The organism is Citrobacter werkmanii (genome assembly GCF_008693645.1).
Lineage (GTDB): Bacteria > Pseudomonadota > Gammaproteobacteria > Enterobacterales > Enterobacteriaceae > Citrobacter > Citrobacter werkmanii.
The window spans coordinates 2518544-2535314 of the sequence record NZ_CP044101.1 but is presented as its reverse complement, the minus strand read 5'-3'; the positions used below and the strand labels follow the sequence as shown (position 1 = coordinate 2535314).

Annotated in this window: 14 protein-coding genes; 10 read left to right on the top strand and 4 right to left on the bottom strand. The window is 51.0% G+C overall.

Annotated features, from left to right (window positions below):
* The first annotated feature begins 15 nt into the window (after positions 1 to 15).
* Positions 16 to 945 (top strand): DNA replication terminus site-binding protein, encoded by a 930-nt coding sequence (tus, locus tag FOB24_RS12835; RefSeq protein WP_150345002.1) that lies wholly within the window; start codon positions 16 to 18, stop codon positions 943 to 945.
* On the opposite strand, the gene fumC is transcribed toward tus, so the two are convergent.
* A complete protein-coding gene (gene fumC / locus FOB24_RS12830; protein WP_150345001.1) occupies positions 942 to 2345 on the bottom strand; it encodes a class II fumarate hydratase in 1404 nt (467 codons plus the stop codon). The two genes, tus and fumC, sit on opposite strands and share 4 nt — an antisense overlap.
* Before the next feature lie 140 nt (positions 2346 to 2485).
* Positions 2486 to 4132, bottom strand: coding sequence for a class I fumarate hydratase (gene fumB, locus FOB24_RS12825; protein WP_150345000.1), 1647 nt, complete (start codon positions 4130 to 4132; stop codon positions 2486 to 2488).
* Positions 4133 to 4394: 262 nt separating this feature from the next.
* Here fumB and manA point away from each other — a divergent pair, with 262 nt between their 5' ends.
* Together manA and FOB24_RS12815 are read left to right on the top strand one after the other, a co-directional pair.
* Positions 4395 to 5570 (top strand): mannose-6-phosphate isomerase, encoded by a 1176-nt coding sequence (gene manA / locus FOB24_RS12820; RefSeq protein WP_137347243.1) that lies wholly within the window; start codon positions 4395 to 4397, stop codon positions 5568 to 5570.
* A 106-nt stretch (positions 5571 to 5676) separates the two neighbouring features.
* Positions 5677 to 7185, top strand: coding sequence for a YdgA family protein (locus tag FOB24_RS12815; protein ID WP_150344999.1), 1509 nt, complete (start codon positions 5677 to 5679; stop codon positions 7183 to 7185).
* Positions 7186 to 7230: 45 nt separating this feature from the next.
* Here the strand turns inward: FOB24_RS12815 and FOB24_RS12810 are convergent, their stop codons facing one another.
* Positions 7231 to 8259: a Mal regulon transcriptional regulator MalI gene (locus tag FOB24_RS12810; protein ID WP_038640443.1), complete on the bottom strand. Its 1029-nt coding sequence runs from the start codon at positions 8257 to 8259 to the stop codon at positions 7231 to 7233.
* A 169-nt stretch (positions 8260 to 8428) separates the two neighbouring features.
* Here FOB24_RS12810 and malX point away from each other — a divergent pair, with 169 nt between their 5' ends.
* Together malX and FOB24_RS12800 are read left to right on the top strand one after the other, a co-directional pair.
* A complete protein-coding gene (gene malX / locus FOB24_RS12805) occupies positions 8429 to 10021 on the top strand; it encodes a maltose/glucose-specific PTS transporter subunit IIBC (RefSeq protein WP_038640441.1) in 1593 nt (530 codons plus the stop codon).
* A gap of 10 nt (positions 10022 to 10031) precedes the next feature.
* Positions 10032 to 11204 carry a MalY/PatB family protein gene (locus FOB24_RS12800; RefSeq protein WP_150344998.1) on the top strand — a complete coding sequence of 391 codons (1173 nt, stop codon included), beginning with the start codon at positions 10032 to 10034 and terminating at the stop codon, positions 11202 to 11204.
* Positions 11205 to 11272: 68 nt separating this feature from the next.
* Here the strand turns inward: FOB24_RS12800 and FOB24_RS12795 are convergent, their stop codons facing one another.
* Positions 11273 to 12472 carry a zinc-dependent alcohol dehydrogenase gene (locus FOB24_RS12795; RefSeq protein ID WP_150345574.1) on the bottom strand — a complete coding sequence of 400 codons (1200 nt, stop codon included), beginning with the start codon at positions 12470 to 12472 and terminating at the stop codon, positions 11273 to 11275.
* A gap of 485 nt (positions 12473 to 12957) precedes the next feature.
* Between FOB24_RS12795 and FOB24_RS12790 the strand changes: the two genes are divergently transcribed.
* From FOB24_RS12790 to cydB, 5 genes are all read left to right on the top strand, one after another.
* The gene (locus FOB24_RS12790) at positions 12958 to 13143 is read left to right on the top strand and encodes a con-10 family general stress protein (protein WP_006684659.1); all 186 of its coding nucleotides are present in this window, start codon (positions 12958 to 12960) and stop codon (positions 13141 to 13143) included.
* Positions 13144 to 13235: 92 nt separating this feature from the next.
* Positions 13236 to 13733 (top strand): YciE/YciF ferroxidase family protein, encoded by a 498-nt coding sequence (locus tag FOB24_RS12785; RefSeq protein WP_038640435.1) that lies wholly within the window; start codon positions 13236 to 13238, stop codon positions 13731 to 13733.
* A 24-nt stretch (positions 13734 to 13757) separates the two neighbouring features.
* Positions 13758 to 14264, top strand: coding sequence for a ferritin-like domain-containing protein (locus FOB24_RS12780; protein WP_038640433.1), 507 nt, complete (start codon positions 13758 to 13760; stop codon positions 14262 to 14264).
* Positions 14265 to 14314: 50 nt separating this feature from the next.
* On the top strand, positions 14315 to 15721 hold the full coding sequence (locus FOB24_RS12775; protein WP_150344997.1) for a cytochrome ubiquinol oxidase subunit I: 1407 nt from the start codon (positions 14315 to 14317) through the stop codon (positions 15719 to 15721).
* Positions 15721 to 16731: a cytochrome d ubiquinol oxidase subunit II gene (cydB, locus tag FOB24_RS12770; protein ID WP_150344996.1), complete on the top strand. Its 1011-nt coding sequence runs from the start codon at positions 15721 to 15723 to the stop codon at positions 16729 to 16731. Before FOB24_RS12775 ends, cydB begins: the two co-directional genes overlap by 1 nt.
* The last annotated feature ends 40 nt before the right edge of the window (positions 16732 to 16771 follow it).

Sequence of the window (16771 nt, the reverse complement as noted above, 5' to 3'; positions counted from 1 at the left end):
AAAATGGTAAAACACATGGCCCGTTACGATCTCGTTGACCGTCTGAACAGCACCTTCCGCCAGATGGAACAGGAACTGGCGCTTCTGAGCGAAAATTTGTTGCAGCAGACGCTGCTGATTGCGCGCGTGTTCTCGTTACCAGAAGTCGTCAAGGAGGCAGAACATGCCCCTTTGCAGAGCATCGATGTAAAACAACATTTAGGCAAAGAGGCTGAATCGCTGGCACTGCGTCACTATCGCCATCTGTTTATTCAGCAGCAATCCGAGAACCGCAGCAGCAAAGCGGCCGTCCGTCTTCCTGGCGTGTTGTGCTATCAGGTGGATAACGCGGCGCAGAGCGCTCTGGAAGAACAAATTCAGCGTATTAACCAGTTGAAAACGACGTTTGAGCGCATTGTCACGGTGGAATCGGGACTGGCGCCGGCCGCACGTTTCGAATGGGTGCATCGCCACCTGCCAGGACTGATTACGTTGAATGCCTATCGTACCCTCACGCTGGTGAAAGAACCCGCCACCCTGCGCTTTGGCTGGGCTAACAAACACATCATTAAAAACCTGAAGCGCGATGAAGTCCTGCAGCAACTGGAAAAGAGTCTGACGTCGCCGCGCAGCGTACACCCATGGACGCGTGAAGAGTGGCAGGCGAAGCTGGAGCGGGAATATCAGGACATCGCAGCCCTGCCACAGCAGGCAAAACTGAAGATTAAAAGACCGGTGAAAGTGCAGCCCATCGCCCGCGTCTGGTACAAAGGAGAGCAAAAACAGGTGCAATACGCCTGCCCGACGCCGCTGATTGCGCTAATCAACAACAACAACGGAATGACCGTACCCGATATTGGCGAGTTACTGAATTACGATGCCGACAACGTTCAGCATCGTTTTAAACCTCAGGCGCAGCCGTTGAGATTGATTATTCCCCGACTGCACCTGTACGTTGCTGATTAACTGCCCGGTCGCATGCTGCCAACCATCAGTTCCGGTCGTACCCAACTGTCGAACTCCGCTTCGGTTAAATATCCCAGCGCCAGGGCAGATGCTTTTAACGTCAGCCCTTCCTTGTGCGCTTTTTTGGCTATCTCAGCGGCTTTGTCGTAACCGATATGGGTATTGAGTGCGGTAACCAGCATCAGCGACTCGTTGAGTAACTGGTCGATTCGCTCACGATTGGGTGCAATACCCGTCGCGCAATGCTCGTTAAAGCTTTCCATCCCGCCCGCCAGCAAACGCACTGATTGCAGGAAGTTGTGGATGACCATCGGTCGATAAACGTTAAGCTCAAAGTTACCTGACGCCCCGCCCATGTTGATGGCAACATCATTGCCCATCACCTGGCAACAAAGCATGGTCAGCGCCTCACACTGAGTCGGATTGACTTTACCCGGCATAATGGAGCTACCCGGTTCGTTTTCAGGAATTGAAATTTCACCAATACCACAGCGCGGACCGGATGCCAGCCAACGCACATCGTTGGCGATTTTCATCAGTGATGCCGCCAGCCCCTTGAGCGCTCCGTGGGCGTGAACCAACGCATCGCAGGTCGCCAGTGCTTCAAATTTATTCGGTGCAGTAACAAACGGCGCGCAGGTAATGACCTTCAACTCATCCGCGACCCGACGAGCATATTCAGGATGGGTGTTCAGTCCAGTTCCCACCGCCGTTCCCCCCAACGCCAGTTCCGCCACATGGGGTAAACTGTTTTCAATGTGTCTGAGGTTATGTTCGAGCATCGCCACCCAGCCGGAAATTTCCTGCCCAAGCGTAAGCGGGGTCGCATCTTGCAGATGCGTCCGGCCAATTTTGACGATATCGGCAAACGCGTGGGATTTATCACTGAGCGTTTTGGTCAACACCGTTAATTGCGGGATCAGTGATTTGCGCAGCGCCAGCAGCGCGGCAACATGCATCGCTGTCGGAAAGACATCATTCGAACTTTGGCTTTTATTAACATCATCGTTGGGGTGAACTTTTCGCTCCATTCCCCGCACGCCGCCCAGCAATTCGCTGGCACGGTTTGCCAGCACCTCATTCATATTCATATTGCTTTGCGTGCCGGACCCCGTCTGCCAAATGGCCAACGGAAACTCATCCCGATGTTTGTCCGCCAATACCTCATCTGCGGCCTGCATAATCGCGGTGGCTTTATCTTCCGCCAGCAGCCCGAGATCTAAATTAACCTTGGCAGCCGCCCGTTTCGTCAGCGCCAGCGCATGGATCAGCAAGACCGGCATTTTCTCCGTAGAGATACGAAAATGCTCCAGCGAACGTTGGGTTTGCGCCCCCCAAAGCTTATCGGCAGGAACATCAATTGCGCCCATTGAATCATTCTCGCGGCGTACCGTTACCATTACCTGCTCCTTACATTAAGAATTGATTAGGTTATGTTTCGACATTGCCCACTTGCATTGGTCTTATCAGTATTAACGAGGATTAAACTGTCGTTTGGTGGTTCGTGCGGAAAAAAAACCGCCCCTAAGGGCGGCTGACGTTACTTAACGCAGCGTGCGCACTGCGACGTCTGAATTTGCTTGAAGAAATCATTACCTTTGTCATCCACCAGGATAAACGCCGGGAAATCTTCCACTTCAATTTTCCAGATGGCTTCCATCCCCAGTTCAGGATATTCCACGCATTCCAGACTCTTGATACTGCCCTGGGCAAGCACCGCTGCGGGGCCGCCAATGCTACCTAAGTAGAAGCCGCCGTGCTTATGGCAGGCATCGGTCACCTGCTGGCTGCGGTTGCCTTTCGCCAGCATGATCATACTGCCGCCCGCGGCCTGAAGCTGGTCGACATATGAGTCCATACGTCCGGCTGTAGTTGGGCCAAGTGAACCAGAGGCATAGTCTTCCGGCGTTTTTGCCGGACCGGCGTAATAGATCGGGTGATCTTTAACATATTGCGGCAAACTTTCACCGTTATCCAGACGTTCTTTCAGTTTCGCATGCGCAATATCACGTCCAACAATAATGGTTCCGTTGAGCGACAGACGCGTGGACACCGGGTACTGCGACAACTGGGCCAGGATCTCTTTCATCGGCCGATTGAGGTCAACGCGCACCGCTTCGCCTTCGCCCGCCTGGCGCAGCTCTTCTGGGATATATTTACCCGGATTATGCTCCAGTTTTTCGATCCAAATGCCTTCACGGTTGATCTTAGCTTTGATATTTCGATCGGCTGAGCAAGAAACGCCCATACCAACCGGACACGACGCGCCGTGACGCGGCAGACGGATCACGCGGATATCATGAGCGAAGTACTTCCCGCCAAACTGCGCGCCCAGCCCCAAATTCTGCGCTTCTATCAACAGTTCTTTTTCCAGCTCCACATCGCGGAATGCCTGACCATGCTCGTTACCTTCGGTCGGCAGTTCGTCGTAGTATTTCGCCGAAGCCAACTTGACGGTTTTCAGCGTCGCTTCCGCCGACGTTCCACCAATCACAAACGCGATATGATACGGCGGACAAGCCGCTGTTCCCAGCGTACGCATCTTCTCGACCAGGTAATTTTTTAATTTGCCCGGCGTGAGCAGCGCTTTGGTTTCCTGGTACAGATAGGTTTTGTTTGCCGAACCACCGCCTTTAGCAATACACAAGAATTTGTATTCATCGCCGTCAACGGTATACAGATCGATCTGCGCCGGCAGGTTAGTGCCAGTGTTCACTTCTTTATACATATCCAGCGCGGCGTTTTGTGAATAGCGCAGGTTGTCTTCGATGTAGGTGTTATAGACCCCTCGTGCCAGTGCCGCTTCATCTCCGCCGCCGGTCCAGACACGCTGACCTTTTTTACCCACGATTATCGCTGTGCCGGTATCCTGACAGGTCGGCAAAATACCTTTCGCCGCGATGTCGGAGTTACGCAGGAATTGCAGGGCCACATATTTGTCGTTTTCGCTGGCCTCAGGGTCACGCAGGATATCAGCAACCTGCTGCTGATGCGCAGGACGCAGCATAAACGACGCATCATGAAAAGCCTGACGAGCCAGCAGAGTTAGCGCTTGCGGCGCGACTTTAATCACCTCCTGCCCTTCGAATTCGGCAACGGAGACATAGTCGCTGGTCAGCAGATAGTATTCGGTATCATCCTTTTTAAGCGGGAAAGGATGCTGATAATGAAAGGGTTTGTTTGACATTGTGCTCTCACTTACTGCTAGGTCTGGTTATTCTCTGGGCAGATGTTCCATTGCCCTGCTTCCCTGCCGTAAGTCGGGTTGGAGAAGGCAAGGCTTTCTGCAACCGGAAATACTCAGGGTATTAAAAGCGAGTCACCATATCCTACACAATTTTTTAACAAAAACTGAGACAAGTACGACTTTTTACATGCGCAGGTTACTTCCCTCAGGGTTTCTTGGTTTAATAGCCAGAGAAAATTCCACATTCAAACAGGGCTTGAGAATGCAAAAACTCATCAACTCAGTGCAGAACTACGCCTGGGGAAGTAAAACTGCGTTAACGGAACTTTATGGGATTGCCAACCCAACTCAGCAACCGATGGCTGAACTTTGGATGGGGGCGCACCCAAAAAGCAGTTCGCAGGTTCAGAGCGCTGACGGTCATACGGTTGCTTTGCGCGACGTTATTGAACGCGATAAATCCGCGCTATTAGGTGATGCCGTTGCCAAACGCTTCGGTGAACTGCCCTTCCTGTTTAAAGTGCTCTGCGCCGCGCAACCCCTTTCGATTCAGGTTCATCCTAACAAGCACAATTCTGAAATCGGGTTTGCCAAAGAAAACGCCGCCGGGATCCCAATGGATGCCGCCGAGCGCAACTACAAAGATCCTAACCACAAACCAGAACTGGTTTTTGCTTTGACGCCTTTCCTGGCAATGAACGCATTTCGTGAGTTCTCCGAAATTGTTGCGTTATTACAACCCGTTTCCGCCGCGCATCCGGCTATTGCGCATTTCCTGCAGGAGCCGAGTGCAGAGCGTCTGAGCTATCTATTCGCCAGTTTGCTGAATATGCAGGATGAGGAGAAATCCCATGCCCTGGCGATCCTGAAATCGGCGCTGAACAGCCAGCAGGGTGAACCCTGGCAAACCATCCGCCTGATCGCCGACTTCTACCCTAACGACAGCGGACTCTTTTCCCCACTGCTGCTCAACGTGGTTAAACTCAATCCCGGCGAGGCCATGTTCTTGTTTGCTGAAACCCCGCACGCCTACCTGCAAGGTGTGGCGCTGGAGGTGATGGCTAACTCAGATAACGTGCTGCGCGCCGGGCTAACGCCAAAATACATTGATATCCCGGAACTGGTCGCCAACGTTAAGTTTGTCGCTAAGCCTGCAAACCAGTTGCTGACCACACCGGTTAAAACGGATGGTGAACTGGACTTCCCTATTCCGGTCGACGATTTCGCCTTCTCCCTACATGAGTTAACGGCCACTGGCGCAGAGATCGGCCAGCAAAGCGCCGCAATTCTGTTCTGCATTGAGGGTGAAGCCGTGTTGAGCAAAGGTGAGCAGCGTCTGGTACTGCAGCCGGGTGAGTCGGCCTTTATTAGTGCGAATGAATCGCCGGTCAACGTCAGCGGCAAGGGCCGTTTAGCTCGGGTTTATAACAAGCTGTAGCAAGATACTGATATTTTTAACAACTCTTGCTAAGCTGTAGTGAGTTAAAGACAAGTCACTCCTCCAGGCGTCTTCAAACGCCTGGTTTTATTTTATGGATATCAAAATGAAAAAATCGCTGGTAGCTGCGGGTGTAGTGGTTGCACTGGGTATCGTCTGGACGGGCGGTGCCTGGTACACAGGTAAAAAACTCGAAACGCATCTCGCCGAGATGGTGACACAGGCAAACAATCAGTTGAAACGCTACTCCCCTGAGGCGGGAATTGAACTGAGTTATCAAAACTATCAGCGCGGCGTGTTCAATAGCCAACTGCAACTGGTGGTTAAACCCATCACCGGGCAGCAAGATTCCTGGCTGAAGCCGGGGCAGAGCATCGTCCTTAATGAAACGGTTGATCACGGCCCTTTCCCGCTGGCACAGCTGAAGTCGCTGAATCTGGTTCCCGCTATGGCCTCGGTGAAAACAACGTTGGTGAATAACGACGTCACCAAACCACTGTTCGACATTGCCAAAGGTGAAACGCCATTCATCATTAACTCCCGTATCGGTTACAGCGGCGATACCCGCTCCGATCTCTCCCTCAAACCGCTGAACTACGAGAATGGCGATGAAAAAGTGGCCTTCAGCGGCGGGGAATTCCAGTTTACGGCTGACAAAGACGGTAATGCGGTTTCGCTGACTGGCGATGCGCAAAGTGGTCTGGTTAATGCGGTCAATGAGTACAACCAGAAGGTACAAATTACCTTCAATAACCTGAAAACTGAAGGTTCCAGCAGTATCGCCAGCTTTGGTGAGCGTATTGGCGACCAGAAGTTGTCACTCGAAAAACTGTCAATTTCAGTCGAGGGTAAAGAGCTGGCGGTTCTGGAAGGCATGGGTATCGATGGTAAATCCGATCTGATCAACGAGGGTAAAACCGTCAACAGCCAGCTGGATTACACTCTGAACAGCCTTAAACTGCAGGGCCAGGATATGGGTAGCGGCAAACTGACGCTGAAAGTGGGTCAGATTGATGGTGAAGCCCTGCACCAGTTCAGTCAGCAGTATAGCGCCCAGACCAAGGCGTTGATGTCACAGATAGATGTGGTGCAAAACCCGGAGCTATATCAGCAGAAAGTCACCGAAGCCTTCTTTAATGCCCTGCCGATTCTGATGAAAGGCGAACCGGTTATCACCATTGCGCCACTGAGCTGGAAAAATGCGAAAGGTGAAACCGCCTTTAATCTGTCTCTACTGCTGAAAGATCCGACCGCAAACACCGTGGAGCCGCAAACGCTGGCCCAGGAAGTGGATCGCTCCGTCAAATCACTGGACGCTAAGCTGACGATCCCTGTCGACATGGCGACTGAATTCATGACGCAGATTGCCAAACTGGAAGGATATCAGCAGGAAGAAGCGGCGGGTCTGGCGAAGCAGCAGGTTAATGGCCTCGCGGCGATGGGTCAGATGTTCCGTATTACGACGCTGCAGGACAACGTTATCGGTTCCAGCCTGCAATATGCGAACGGTCAGGTAACACTGAACGGACAGAAAATGTCGCTGGATGAGTTTGTTGGCATGTTCGGTATGCCTACCTTTGCTGAGCCGGACGCGCCTGCTGCCCCGCAACAGTAAATATCCCTTACGACAGGCCCGATAACTTTGCTTATCGGGCTTTTTTTATTTCGCGACGACCAGTCGGGCGGCAAGCGTCAGATTGCGCGAATGGCTTTCATCGTGGCCAATGCGTTGTAGCATGCGTTCCGCAAGGGTGTATCCCATTTCACGGGCAGGCGTGCAGGCCCAAATAATGGGAATATCATCCAGCGCGCTTTCCGCCACATCGGCAAATCCGGCCAAGGATATTTGCTGTTCAAAGTAGCGATCTACGCCTGTTTCACCACTCTGTCGCCCTGCTCTCATCAGGCCAAACCAGGCGCCTACGGCAATGGTTTCGTTGTAGCACACCACCGCACTGATTGTGGGATTCCGGCGTAACAGCGCCGTCACCTCTTCCGCGGCTTGCTTTTGGCTGGATGAACACTCCAGCACCCAGTCGCTATGAAACGGCAAACCATACTTTAACAATGTCGCACAATAGCCGCCGACGCGCTCTGCCCTGGTTAATGAAGAGCTTTGCCCGCCCAGCCAGGCAATGCGCTGATGCCCATGACGTATCAGTTGTTCAACCAGAAGTTGCGCGGCCTGCATGTTATCAGGTCTGACGGTGTCAACGTCATCCATATAGCTGGCGCGTGACGCAAACACCACCGGGATCCCTTTCTCAGCGGCCAGTTGCTGTAGCGCGTCACTGCTGCCCGCGGCCCCGGCGATCACCACGCCATCAACCCCTTGATTAAGTAACAGGGTGAAGCGCTGTGTCAGCTGTTCGCCGTCTTTACCGCCATGCAGTAAGAAGACCATGCGCCCCTGAGCTTCTAATGCTTCCGTCAGCCCCGCCGTTAGCTCAGCGTAAAACGGCGTAGAAAGATCGCGCACGATCAACCCCACTACCCCGCTCTGCCCACCGCGCAGGGCTGATGCTTGTCGATTACGCACAAACCCCAGTTGCTCAATGGCAGCATTTACCCGTTCACCGGTTGCTGATGAAATACGTCCTTTGCCACTGAGTACCAATGAGACGGTACTGACCGAAACACCCGCAGCCAGCGCAACATCATGGATCGTTATTTTTTTGGCTATAGCCATAAAAACAGAAAACTCCCTGATAACGTGACGGATAAAACGTTTTATCAATCACTTATATTTATACCCCCTATTATCGTTCGATAATGTGATTTATACCGCACTAAAATTAGGTAAAACGTTTTATCTTCTCGCCATCATTAGCCAGCCTGATTTAACAAGGAGTCGTTTAATGACGACGAGAACCACACCAAAAATAACGTTATGGGAATTTTTCCAGCAGTTGGGCAAAACTTTTATGTTGCCCGTGGCTCTGCTCTCATTTTGCGGGATCATGTTAGGGATCGGCAGTTCGTTAAGCAGCCACGATGTCTTAACGTTAATCCCGGCGTTAGGAAATCCGGTGCTACAGGCCATCTTTACCTGGATGAGCAAGGTTGGCTCATTTGCGTTTAGCTTCCTACCGGTGATGTTCTGTATTGCCATTCCTCTTGGCCTGGCGCGCGAGAACAAAGGTGTGGCGGCGTTTGCTGGTTTTGTCGGTTACGCGGTAATGAACCTTGCCGTCAACTTCTGGTTAACCGCAAAAGGTATCTTACCCACCACTGATGCGGCGATCCTGAAAGCCAACAACGTGCAAAATATTCTGGGGATCCAGTCGATCGACACCGGGATCCTCGGCGCCGTCATCGCCGGGATCATTGTCTGGATGCTGCATGAACGCTTCCATAACATTCGTCTGCCGGATGCTCTCGCCTTCTTCGGCGGCACTCGCTTCGTTCCCATCATCTCCTCGGTAGTGATGGGCCTGGTCGGTCTGGTCATTCCCCTGATTTGGCCGGTTTTCGCCATGGGCATTACCGGACTCGGTCACATCATCAACAGTGCAGGTGAATTTGGTCCTATGCTGTTTGGCACCGGCGAACGTCTGTTGCTGCCTTTTGGCCTGCATCATATTCTGGTGGCATTGATTCGCTTTACCGAAGCCGGCGGCACGCAGGAAGTCTGTGGTCATAGCGTGAGCGGCGCACTGACTATTTTCCAGGCTCAATTGAGCTGCCCGACAACCCAAGGCTTCTCTGAAAGCGCAACCCGCTTCCTGTCCCAGGGTAAAATGCCAGCGTTCCTCGGCGGGTTACCGGGTGCAGCGTTAGCGATGTATCACTGCGCACGTCCAGAGAATCGTCATAAAATTAAAGGGTTATTAATTTCCGGTCTGATTGCCTGTGTAATTGGTGGTACGACCGAACCTCTTGAGTTCTTGTTCCTGTTCGTGGCCCCGGTTCTGTATGTGATCCACGCTTTGCTTACCGGCCTCGGCTTCACCGTAATGGCGGTGCTTGGCGTTACCATCGGTAACACTGACGGTAACCTGATCGACTTCGTGGTGTTCGGCATCCTGCATGGATTGTCTACCAAGTGGTATCTGGTCCCTGTCGTCGCAGCTATCTGGTTCGCGGTGTATTACGTTATCTTCCGCTTCGCCATCACGCGCTTCAATCTGAAGACACCGGGTCGCGAAGTCGAAATGGCCAGCACTATCGAAAAAGTGATGGCTGGAGCGCCAGGTAAATCGGGATACAACGTGCCAGCTATTCTGGCGGCGTTGGGCGGCGCGGAAAACATTGTTAGCCTGGATAACTGCATTACTCGTTTGCGCTTGTCAGTAAAAGATATGTCGCTTGTTAACGTACAAGCTCTGAAGGACAATCGTGCCATTGGCGTAGTACAACTCAATCAGCATAACCTCCAGGTTGTTATTGGTCCGCAGGTCCAGTCAGTGAAAGACGAAATCGCGGTTCTGATGAATACCGTACAGGCTTAAGGACAACACTATGTTTGATTTTTCAAAGGTTGTGGACAGACACGGCACCTGGTGTACCCAATGGGATTACGTCGCCGACCGTTTTGGCTCAGCCGATCTGCTACCGTTCACCATCTCTGACATGGATTTTGCCACTGCCCCCTGCATTCTTGAGGCGCTTACCCAGCGCCTGTCCCATGGCGTATTGGGTTATAGCCGTTGGAAAAATGATGAATTTTTGGCGGCCATTCAGCACTGGTTTCTTACGCGTCACAATACCAAAATCGATCCTCAGTCGCTGGTATATGGTCCCTCGGTCATCTATATGGTGTCAGAGCTGATTCGCCAGTGGTCTTCCGCGGGTGATGCGGTGGTTATTCACACCCCGGCTTACGACGCGTTTTACAAAGCTATTGAGGGTAATCAGCGCGTGGTGCGCGCTGTCGAACTTGAAAAACGTACTGACGGTTGGTACTGCGACATGACCGCACTGGAGAATGCCCTGTCTCGCCCAGAGAGCAAAATTCTTCTGCTCTGTAGCCCACAAAATCCGACGGGCAAAGTGTGGACGCGTGATGAGCTGGAAACCATGGCGGAACTGTGTCAGCGCCATGGTGTAAAAGTCATTTCCGATGAGATCCATATGGATATGGTATGGGGTGATCACCCACATATTCCCTGGAGTAACGTCGCACGGGACAGCTGGGCGCTGCTCACTTCCGGTTCAAAAAGTTTTAATATTCCGGCACTGACCGGGGCTTACGGGATGATTGAAGACGCTCAAAGTCGTAACGATTATCTCAGCGCATTAAAAGGTCGCGATGGTCTTTCCTCGCCGGCGGTACTGGCGCTGACCGCTCATATTGCCGCCTATCAACAGGGCGCAAGCTGGCTTGATGCGCTGCGGGATTATCTTGCCAGCAATCTGCATTACGTCGCCCGCGAGCTTAATGCCGCATTCCCCGAACTGAGCTGGCAGGTTCCACAGTCTACCTATCTGGCGTGGATTGACCTGCGTCCGCTCAACATTGATGATCGCGAATTGCAGGAAGCGCTTATCCACCAGCAGAAAGTTGCCATCATGCCAGGATACACCTACGGCGAAGAAGGACGCGGTTTTGTGCGCCTGAATGCCGGATGTCCGCGCTCAAAACTTGAAAAAGGCGTTCAGGGATTGATTAACGCCATCCGTACAATTCGTTAAGCAGGTTTGCGCAATGAAAACCTCATTGCGCGCCTTATCAGCCTGACGCCTCCTCCATTAAGCCAGCGTCAATCATTCACCGTGGATAATCCCGCTTTCATTCCCGGTACCAGAATAACTTTTCGACACCCATCTTCCCGTTTCTCAAAAATTTCATATCCTCTTGCGGCATCTTCCAACGGCATATGGTGCGTCACAATCTCTTCAGGGGTAAGCAATCCCTTCTCGATCAAATTAAGCAGATCAGGTAAGTAAGCATGCACATGTGTCTGCCCCATTTTAAACGTCAGCCCCTTATCAAAGGCATCACCAAACATGAATCCGTGGATAAAACCGGCGTAAACGCCAGGGACGCTGACAATTCCTCCCCGGCGCACTGCCGCAATGCATTGCCTGAGCGCTTTTCCGCTACTGCCTTCAATTTTTAATGTGCTGAGTACAGTTTCAGTGAGGCTCCCTTTTGCCTCAAAACCGACGGCATCAATCACCGCATCCACGCCACGATGACCTGCCGTGTTATCAATAATCCATTTTGCGGGATCGTCGTTTTTATCAAAGTTAATGGGAATCGCACCATAACGTTGTCGTGCAAATTCAAGGCGGTAATCGTTATGATCAATGATAAATATCTGTTCGGCACCGTTGAGACGAGCACAGGCAGCTGTTAATAACCCTACCGGTCCAGCGCCAAAGATAGCAACGCTGGAGCCTGGCTTAATGTCGGCATTCTTCACTGCCTGCCATGCCGTCGGTAAAATATCCGACAGAAAAAGAACCTTTTCATCTGCCAACGTATCCGGCACTTTGAATGGACCTGTGTTCGCTTTTGGCACCCGAACATATTCGGCCTGACCGCCAGGAATACCGCCGTACAGATCGCTGTAGCCAAACAGTGCCGCCGGTGGCGTGATATTCTTGCGGTTCAGCGCTGCGCCGTTGCCACTGTTAGTGCTTTCACACGCGGCATACTGATGAAGTTGACAGAAAAAACATTCGCCACAGGCAATAACAAAGGGTACCACCACGCGATCACCTTTACTTACAGCCGTCACTTGCGATCCCGTTTCAACCACTTCGCCCATAAACTCATGACCAAATATATCGCCATGATGAATTCCAGGGATCTTACCGCGATAAAGATGCAGGTCCGAACCGCATATAGCAGTCGCAGTAACACGCAGAATAATATCATCCGGCTCTTCTATGCCGGGATCTGGCATATTATCAACGCTAACATGATGAGGGCCATGATAAGTCAGTGCTTTCATCATTTTTCTCCTTTAAGTCATCATCTTAAAAGTAAAAAATTATCGTTTTTGGCTGGTTCTTTCATTATTTAGGTTAACCATGTTTTCGCTCCGTATTGTTTTTGCCCAAAAGATTAATAAGCGTAGAACAAAATGAATACCATGACATTTAATAATGCCATTTTAAGACTAAGCGGAACGCTTCGATTTTATTGCGATCTATTTATAATTTAAGAAAATTTACAAGGATAATCCTGATCAGGCAATCATGTCTTTATTCCTTCTAAATCTCAGACGGTTACAGCAATTTATTAATTAAACGTCAACCATAATAAGCGAAGCGGTATTTACCGCAATCCATTGAAAATTATCAATACGGACTGATTCGCCTATCAACATTAAATTTGACTTAATACAAATAGCCGCTAACTTTAAGCCTTGAACAACGACGGATACGAAATTATTTTTTTGTATCTGACTGACATAACCGATATATGAGGTGATATATGGCAGAGCATCGTGGTGGTTCCGGTAACTTCGCAGAAGACCGAGAAAAAGCATCAGAAGCGGGCCGTAAAGGCGGTCAACATAGCGGTGGTAACTTCAAAAACGATCCGCAACGCGCATCTGAAGCAGGCAAAAAAGGTGGACAAAGCAGCCACGGTGGTGGCCGTAAGTCTGACAACTCCTGATAGTTAGCGTTATTTTCATCTTTTAATGAAAAGAGTGTCCTGCGGGTCTGTATGAGGCTCGCAGTTATTTTTAACCTCTACAGGATATTAATATGCATATGAAAAGCATTGAAGACGTATTTATTCACCTACTTTCAGATACCTATAGCGCCGAAAAACAATTAACGCGCGGACTGGCTAAACTCGCCAGAGCCGCATCAAGTGAAAAGCTCAGCAAAGCCTTTAATGCCCACCTGGAAGAAACTCAGGGGCAAATTGAACGTATTGACCAAATCGTTGAGCAAGAGCCGGGAATTAAGATTAAACGCATGAAATGTGTGGCGATGGAAGGCTTAATTGAAGAGGCTAATGAGGTTATTGAAAGCACCGAGAAAAATGAAGTACGCGATGCGGCATTAATCGCAGCCGCACAGAAAGTGGAACATTATGAAATTGCCAGCTACGGCACACTGGCAACCCTGGCAGAACAACTTGGATATAAAAAAGCCGTAAAACTCCTCGCAGAAACGCTTGAAGAAGAAAAACAAACCGATCTGAAATTAACCGATCTTGCGGTTGGTAACATTAATAAAGACGCTGAAAAACGATAACCATACTGACACGAGGAAATTACGATGAATCACTTAGAACATTACCATGACTGGCTACGCGATGCGCACGCGATGGAAAAGCAAGCGGAGTCAATGCTGGAATCGATGGCGAGTCGTATCGATAATTATCCTGATTTGCGTGCCAGAATTGAGCAACATATTAATGAAACAAAACGGCAAATTACTCTGTTGGAAGAGATCCTCGATCGAAACGATATCTCGCGCTCTGTATTAAAAGACTCAATGAGTAAAATGGCGGCTTTTGGCCAGTCGATTGGCGGCATGTTTCCTTCTGACGAAATTGTAAAAGGCGCAATTAGCGGCTATGTATTCGAGCAATTTGAAATAGCCTGCTACACATCGCTTTTGGCCGCCGCAAAAAAGGTCGGTGATACCGCCTCTATCCCCGCTATTGAAACGATTCTGGCAGAGGAACGTGAGATGGCCGACTGGCTGATTAAACATATTCCGCAAACGACAGAACAATTTCTCTTACGGTCTGACGCTGACGGCGTTGTAGCCAAAAAATAATCTCATTACGCTCTGCTTCAGGCAGAGCTTCCTCGGATGGGGTCTGTACCGTGCCTGAACTTGACGCTTTTTATTTAGCCCGTTTTCAGTTCGCCTTCACTGTCTCTTTCCATATTCTTTTTCCCGCGATTACGATTGGACTGGCCAGCTATCTGGTGGTGCTGGAGGGGATGTGGCTGCGCACGCGAAACAATCTCTGGCGCTCGCTCTATAATTTCTGGCTGCAAATCTTCGCCGTCAATTTTGGGATGGGCGTCGTATCCGGCCTGGTAATGGCTTATCAGTTCGGTACCAACTGGAGCGGTTTTTCGCAATTTGCCGGCAGTATTACCGGACCACTGTTGCTTTATGAAGTCCTGACCGCCTTTTTCCTCGAAGCGGGCTTCCTTGGCGTAATGCTATTCGGCTGGAACAAAGTATCTCCAGCGCTGCATTTCTTCACCACCTGTATGGTGGCGCTGGGCACGTTACTCTCTACCTTCTGGATCCTGGCTTCCAACAGTTGGATGCAAACACCTCAAGGTTTTAGCCTCGAAAATGGTCATGTCATTCCCCAGGATTGGCTGGCTATCGTATTTAACCCTTCATTTCCGTATCGCTTATTGCATATGTCGATTGCTGCTTTTCTGAGTAGCGCGATGTTCGTTGGCGCATCTGCCGCCTGGCATTTACTCCGGGGTAACGATACCCCTGCCATTCGTAAAATGTTTTCGATGGCGTTGTGGATGGCTCTGATTGTCGCCCCTATTCAGGCCGTTGTTGGAGATATGCATGGCCTCAATACCCTTGAGCATCAGCCTGCGAAAATAGCGGCCATTGAGGGACACTGGGAGAATCCCCCCGGAGAGGCGACGCCGTTGACGCTGTTTGGCATGCCTGACATGGAGGAAGAGCGCACCAAATACGCTCTGGCGATCCCTGCGCTGGGCAGTCTGATTCTGACCCATAGCCTGGACAAGCAAGTTCCAGCGCTGAAGGATTTTTCCAAGGAAGATCGCCCCAACTCCGCAATTGTATTTTGGTCGTTTCGCATCATGGTTGGCATGGGCGTGTTGATGATCGCCCTGGGTATCTGCAGTGTCTGGTTACGTTGGCGCAAACGCCTGTACCATTCCCGCCCATTCCAGTGGTTTGCGCTTTTGATGGGGCCTGCCGGACTATTGGCCTTACTGGCCGGCTGGGTGACCACGGAAGTTGGCCGCCAGCCCTGGGTCGTATACGGCTTTTTGCGCACGAGAGATGCCGTTTCATTGCACAGCACAACGCAAATGGTCATCAGTTTGCTGGTATTTATCGTCGTTTATAGCACCGTCTTTGGCGTGGGTTATCACTACATATTCAGGCTGATTAAAAAAGGACCTCAGCCGGTCAGTGAACTGACCTCACAAACCGATGGCACCCCTGCGCGTCCGCTTTCCGCCGCAGAACCGGTAACGGATGAAGAGGAGAAAATCTGATGGACATCGATATCACCGTAATCTGGTTTATTATCATTGTCTTTGCCACGCTAATGTACATCGTAATGGACGGTTTCGATTTGGGCATTGGTATGTTGTTTAGCATTGTACATGCCCCCAGCGAGCGAGATGTGATGGTGAACAGCGTGGCCCCCGTCTGGGACGGGAACGAAACCTGGCTGGTGCTCGGTGGGGCCGGTCTCTTTGGCGCATTCCCTCTGGCTTATGCTGTGATTGCTGACGCACTGGCAATTCCACTCACGATGATGCTAATTGGGTTGATTTTTCGCGGCGTGGCATTTGAGTTTCGCTTTAAAGCTACGCCTTCGCATCGGCTATTTTGGGACTACGCCTTTGCCGGCGGCTCGTTGCTGGCGACCGTGAGTCAGGGTATCGTTGTTGGCGCCATGATTAACGGCTTCGATATAGCAGTACGACGCTTTGCCGGGTCGGCCTTGGATTGGTTGACCCCATTTAATGTGTTTTGCGGACTCGGACTGGTTGCCGCCTATCTGTTACTCGGCACCACCTGGCTGATAATGAAAAGCGATGGCGCGCTTCAGGAACGGATGCGTAAATTAACGCGCTATGTTTTGCTCGCTCTGCTGGCGGTTATTGCCGTGGTCAGCATCTGGACCCCCCTTAGCTGGCAATACATCGCAGAGCGCTGGTTCACGCTACCTAATTTCTACTGGTTTGTGCCGGTCCCCATTCTGGTGACGATATTCAGCCTGTGGATTTGGCGTCTGAGCAGCGACAACACCAGCCATGCACGACCTTTTATCCTGACGCTGGGATTAATCTTTCTGGGTTTTAGCGGCTTAGGCATCAGCCTGTGGCCCTATATTATTCCGCCGCATATTACCTTATGGGATGCGGCGGCTCCTCCTGCAAGTCAGATGTTTATGCTGGTTGGCACGCTTATTATTATTCCGGTCATTCTGATGTATACAGCATGGAGCTACTATGTCTTTCGCGGCAAAGTATCTGACGGAGAAGGCTACCATTGACCAGGATAGCACGCCGATCGCCTGACTCATTGAAAATCTG